Origin of the sequence: Maribellus sp. YY47 (genome assembly GCF_023111095.1) — a bacterium.
Lineage (GTDB): Bacteria > Bacteroidota > Bacteroidia > Bacteroidales > Prolixibacteraceae > Draconibacterium.
This window is the reverse complement of the sequence record NZ_JALGYW010000043.1, coordinates 1-6,100: the sequence shown is the minus strand read 5'-3', so window position 1 is coordinate 6,100 and position 6,100 is coordinate 1. Positions and strand designations below refer to the sequence as shown.

The window sequence follows — 6,100 nt, the reverse complement described above, 5'->3', positions numbered from 1 at the left end:
CACAAACAAGATACCATTAAAATTAAAAGCTATAAAAGAACAGACCGTTTCAAAGCTAGCTTTGAAACGGTCTGTGAATCTATTAACTTAGTCCAATAATCTGTAACGCTTATTTAGGACTAGTCATGAAGAACAACCGTTGAAGCCCTTACTTCCTGCCCCATAAAAATGGAGGCTTTGCTTTCAAATGTTTCAGCCGATTCGGTAGTTTGATATTCTATTTTTCCCCCGGCAGATAAACGAAGCTTCATTTCCGGATGGCGCTCCAGGTAGTCGACCAGCTTTTCAGCTACAATGTGCCCCTGTTTTAATATTTCGATTTCTTCAGGTACATATTTGCGAATCAGTTTTTCGAGCAGCGGATAATGGGTGCACCCCAGGATTAGCGTATCAATATCCTTGTCTTTTTGGAGAATATTCAGAATGTTTTTCTTTACAAAGAAATCGGCTCCTTCGGTATCAATCTCGTTATTTTCCACAATAGGTACCCACATGGGGCAGGCTTCCTGCACGGTCGAAATTACTCTTCCCCCCGACCATTTCTCCAGCTCGATCGGATACGATTCGGAAGTTACCGTACCCACCGTTCCGAGTACACCTACGTGCCCGTTTTGGGTAATCTCAGCCACCTTTTCCACACTTGGCCGTATCACGCCCAAAACACGGTTATCGGGCGCCAGCGTGGGTAAATCGAGCATCTGAATATTGCGGAGCGCTTTAGCCGAAGCCGTATTACAGGCGATAATAATCAGCGGACAACCCTGCTCAAACAAATACTTTACGCATTGCAGGGTGTATTTGTAAACCACATCAAACGACCGGGTGCCGTAAGGTGTACGGGCATTGTCACCCAGGTATAAAAAATCGTATTCAGGCAAGGTATCCACGAGTTCTTTTAACACCGTCAGGCCTCCGTATCCTGAATCAAAAACTCCAATCGGGGCGTAAGTCATATTGTATCAATTAGCGCTGAAGCGCAAGTTTATAGGCATCGTCGTAGTATTTCCCCAGGTTCGACCAATCGAAGTGCATCGACGCTTCTTCACATTGGTAACGCAGGGCAATCCGTTCACGCCGTGTCTTGTTTACAAATTCAAAAAGCATATTGGCCAATCCCTCCGCAGCACGGTGGAAATTTCCGTCGGTGCGGTCGATAATGTACATTCCCTGTTCTTCGTGCTGCGGCATATTGTTTACCACATAATCACCAAAGCCGGCCAGGTTACTGGTTACCGACGGCACACCACTTGCCAGACATTCCAGCGGCGTATATCCCCACGGTTCGTACATACTCGGGAAAATTCCCAGGTGACATCCCCGCACAAACTGGGTGTAATCCATCCGGAAGAGCGGGTTGCTAGTGGAAATAAAATCAGGGTGATATACAATCTTAACCTTGTCGTGCCGGTGATTAACCAGGTTCGACGAACGCAGGAAGTTCAGGATTTCGTCTTTTCCGTCATCCACCAAACTATGCGTTACCACTTTGGGTAAACTATGGGTTTTCCAACTTTGTATGTTTCTGCGCAGTTTTAGCCGTAAATAATCATCCACCAATTCGCTTAAGTCGGGGAAGTCGTAGGCTTCGGTCGAAGTAGTAATTTTGTTGTACAGGCGTTTTCCCACCTGTTCCTTTATCTCGTCGACCACACGGTGCACGTCTTCAATCTGTGCTCTCGACTGCAGTACTTCGGGACTAAATGAATAGAACGGACGCTTGGTGATAAAAAACGACACCACGGTCATATCCGAGCCGGCCTGTTGCATTTTCCAGTTCAGGCGCGCCAGGGCTTCCAGCGTTAGATCGTAGCCCTTGTTCTGGTACTCGTAGCGACCCGAAGTAAAGAAATACAAAGTTTTGTCGAGGTCGAAGGGATAGCTTTGGAAAAAGTGTCCCATTACAAATTCCTGTATCCGTTCCTTGATCTGAACATGCTGGTTTTGTATCTCGTGCAAGGCCTCGAACCGCTGAATATTCAGCCCGTTGGGTAATATCAAATCGGGAGTCCGCCCCAATAAATGGGTGCATTCGCGGGCAGTTACTTCACTCACCGTGGTAAAAACATGTGCGCCGTGAGCCGATGCCCGCTCAATTTCGACGATGGGCCGTATGTTAAAATTGGTGGCTTCCTGCTCCCAGTTATAAAACGGCAAATGCTGGTAAAATTCGTGGTCGTTCATGGCCAGGTATCGCCCCAGTATAGTGGCATGAGTGGTAAATACCACCTTTATGTTCAGGTTTGATTTTCGTATGCCCGGAATCGGTATCCCCGCCATCCACTCATGAAAATGAGCAATGGTATTGATGCCGCAGAATCCATTGTTGCACAAGAAATGAAAGAACTCTTTTACCTGGAAACCAAAGGCTGCCACCTTATCGAGCAGTTCATCGCCATCGGGAATGGAGATGTGGTAGTCCTGGTACAATAAGTGTTTAATCTCGCCCAGTTTATCGTATACCGAATACGGGTTAAACAACACCACATTTGGCCGTCCCGAAACGATCCACTTGCCGTAATGCACGTCAAATCCTCTCGACTGCATCTCTAAAACGGCTTTCCCGATTGGCGTAGAATAATCGGTGGCCGGATTGAAATGTGCAGCTGCCTGATCTTCGAAATAGGGCCCGATCAGGAAATAATTGTCTTCGCCCCATTTTTTGATCACAGAGGGAACTTTCGACCGGATGACGGTATAAATACCTCCCACCTGGTTACAAACTTCCCAGGCTACTTCAAATAGCTTCGTGTTATTCAGAGCTGCGTTATCTTTCATTTCGTTGAGTTTTAGCGATGATTGAAAAGGACTTGAAAAGGCCATTATTACTGCCATTAAATATAGATTTTATCTGCTATTCGGGCAACACGAAACCGATAAAAACTTTGAAGAAAGTCGGGTCCGCAATGTTCTGGAAAATCAAACAGATAGGCTCCGGCGAACGTTTACCGACCTAAAAAATCACCGTCTGCAATACATCTTAGGATCAATAAAAGGGAAGATTTACGGGGTAATTCCTCTTGGTGCGGAGGTTGAAGTGTATGTTTATTGGCTCAGCTGGCTGTCAGCGTTTGACCGGATATGACGGTCAGGAAAGGAGTAGAGACAACGCTCACCACTGCACCCGCAATGCAATTTGCAAAATGTTAACGGTTGTTTTTTTCATATTCAGGGTATTTCTCAAATACTAATTTTTCAATTTCGTCTTCTGGCAATCCTTTTTCTCTCAGTTCTCCGTAATATGTTGCTCTAAGTCCAGCTAAGTCATCGAATGGGTGATTTTTTAAAATTTGCAAATGTTCTTCATGCTCTTTTTTACTCCAATTTTCATTAAGAATGGAAAGAAGTTCAATCTGCTTGTCAAATGCGATTCTTCTGCAATCTTTGTCCTCAATCCTGTTTTTTAGTTCATACTCAAAAGCCATTGATGCAGTAATACCAGAAAAAATCCAGTATAAAAGTTCATCAAGATTTTCAGTCGTTCTTCTTTCAAATTCTTGTCCTCTCTCAACTAGCAAATAATGAAGTTTTCCTTGTTTGTCTATTTTAATAAGTGGTAGCGCATCTCCAGACGAGAATCTATATGTCGGGAATAAATTGGCTGGCGCTTCAATTTTATTTGCCAATTCTTTGACTTTTCTTCTAATATGTCGATATCTTATTTTTGACATTTGTCTGGTTTTCAAAATAACCGCTAACGGAAAATTTTATGAGTAGTGGCAGATGGCGTGGCACTTTCCTGTCAACCCGCTACGCTGTTTGAGCGGGCTACAAGCTTTACTATTTAAGACTTTACCTGTCATTACTTATATAAAATATTCAGGTTCTTTTCTTATCGAACAATTGAGAAACAGGTTCTCTCTAATTGTATTTACGATTGGGGTATCCAATGTTCTCGCTTCATCAGGACAATATTTTACACAAGCACAACATAACGTGCACAATTCACCGTTTGTTATCACTGTTTCTTGAATGGTTATCGCATTTGCAGGGCATGAGTCGACACAAATTCCGCATTGATTGCATCGATCATTATCTGTTTCTGGATGTATAGTTGCAGGTAACTGTTTGCGTTCTTTATAGGGATAGTTACCCGGTATATTTAGTTCTGAGCGCGAGTTTATATCCTTCAATTTTTCAGTTATCATCCTGGCAAAATCCCTACACTTTTCTAAATCTTGTTGATCAGGTCTGTTCTTGGCTATTGGTTTTTCATTTGTTGAATATGAATGTTCTCCGATAAATGCAGCGCCGGCAATTACCTTAAATCCACAATTACTTGCAATTTCGTTAAGTTCCAAAAGTGAATCATCATAATCTCGATTGCCGTACACAACCACAATTACTACCGGCGATTGATTCGACTGAATCTTTTTTAGTCTGTCAATAGCTGTTATTGGCAAGCGTCCTGCATATACCGGCATCCCAATTATAGTGAGGCAATTATTAGCTGCTTTGGGCATTGATTCGATCTTATTTTCGGCAATATTATTTTCTGAGATAAGTTTTAATCCCATATTTTGACCAATTTCCCTAACAATTTTCTGTGTCGTTTTTGTTGGAGAATAATATATCAGACTTAAAGTTTCCATTGCCTCTAATCCTTAATTTTATAATAATTCATTTATCGTATAATTGGCTCCATTCGCACTGTTCCTAATAACTAACGGTAAATTGCAATTTGCCGGGGCGGATTTCGGAGAGCGCCCGTGTCCGCCAGGACATGACGGTCAGGAAAGTAACAGAGACAACACACACCGCTGCACCCGCAATCAATTTGCAATTTGTTAGCCATTGTGCTTTAATCTAATTCTTCACCGAATCGATATAATTTATTTAGCTCTAAAATATCTAGAGCTTTTAAAAATTTCTTTCTGAATTTAATATGGGTCTGATTATAAGGAGCCTGATGATATTCAATTATTCTTAATTTCTCCTCATTTAAATCGACAGGGTCTTTGCTCTTTATTTTCAAATATTCCTGACCTTCAATCTCGATAATTAAAACACCAACATTAAAATGCTCAGCATATAATTTTATATCTGTCGAATCAAGTTTGTTGAATAGATTTTCTGGATATAGAAATGCAAAATAAGAGCGATTAGAAAATCTTGTATGTGCAATAGATTCAAAAATCCACTGTTCCCAATTATCTTCAGTCAGCTTAACCTCAATTGTTGTTATTTCAACTTCTGGTCGACCATAAATATCTTCAATTTTTAATCCAACTAAATCTGGATTTCCCCATTTGCCATTGGATTTTAAATTGGAAACATCTGCAACTCTATCATAGTCCTTCTCGAACAACCAGCTTTTTAAAATGGGGTATAAGCTTTTTTCTTGAATTAGCGACTTACTTTTTGAATCTTCCTCAACGGCCTTTTCTTTTACTTCTGTCTCTTTTTTTGTTTCCTCCTCAATTTTCTCAATTGTTTGAACTAATTGCTCTAAATAATAACCTTGCCTACGTCCTGGACAGTTAATTTTTGTGCCTTGTTCACTAGATACTTTCGATAAGCTTACAATAAAAGTATTCTCTGGAATTATAGGAATAAACTCAGGATTTGAATCGTATAAATCTTTGTAAGCTTTAAATACTTCGTGTGAAGATTTACTTTTACTTATAGTTGTCGCCTTTAGATGCTCCAACAAATATTCTGCTAAAATTCTAATCTGAGAAGATCTATCTGCATAGTTCTCTAATTCTTTTTTTAATTTTTCTAGTTCTTTAAATTCACTCATGGTCATTGATTTTTGTTGTTTTTTGCATTGTGGGTAACTATCTTATCTACTAGGTAAACCCTGATTATACACACCCAACTGGTTTTTAGTGTAAGGTTTTTCCTGTTTATATTTCGAGGTCATCTAACGGATTTTTTATGTGTTTTAAACTCCCGTTACTGTGGGTACATCCTTATTTTGCAATGATGCAGGCATGGCGTTCGGTTTTTAGCTTTCTAAAAATAAACATAATTTCACTAGTGGGTATTAAAAATTAATAGACGTTCTTTGAAATTCTTTGTTAGTCGTACTTGTAGCGATTTTTGATAGCGTGACGATTTGAATTGAAAATACGGATTTTTGCATGCAAACAAGCAATTA

The 6,100-nt window shown here is 40.5% G+C and carries 5 protein-coding genes; all 5 read right to left on the bottom strand.

Annotation, left to right across the window (positions count from 1 at the left end; translation table 11 throughout):
• Positions 1–119: 119 nt before the first annotated feature.
• On the bottom strand, positions 120–953 hold the full coding sequence (gene murI / locus MR764_RS20085; protein ID WP_247981250.1) for a glutamate racemase: 834 nt from the start codon (positions 951–953) through the stop codon (positions 120–122).
• Positions 954–963: 10 nt separating this feature from the next.
• A complete protein-coding gene (locus tag MR764_RS20080) occupies positions 964–2,832 on the bottom strand; it encodes a glycosyltransferase (protein ID WP_247981249.1) in 1,869 nt (622 codons plus the stop codon).
• Positions 2,833–3,143: 311 nt separating this feature from the next.
• A complete protein-coding gene (locus MR764_RS20075) occupies positions 3,144–3,668 on the bottom strand; it encodes an Imm63 family immunity protein (protein ID WP_247981248.1) in 525 nt (174 codons plus the stop codon).
• Between the two features lie 135 nt (positions 3,669–3,803).
• Positions 3,804–4,589: an EFR1 family ferrodoxin gene (locus MR764_RS20070; RefSeq protein ID WP_247981247.1), complete on the bottom strand. Its 786-nt coding sequence runs from the start codon at positions 4,587–4,589 to the stop codon at positions 3,804–3,806.
• Between the two features lie 209 nt (positions 4,590–4,798).
• Complete coding sequence (locus MR764_RS20065) at positions 4,799–5,740, bottom strand: hypothetical protein (RefSeq protein WP_247981246.1); 942 nt, start codon at positions 5,738–5,740, stop codon at positions 4,799–4,801.
• Positions 5,741–6,100: the final 360 nt, after the last annotated feature.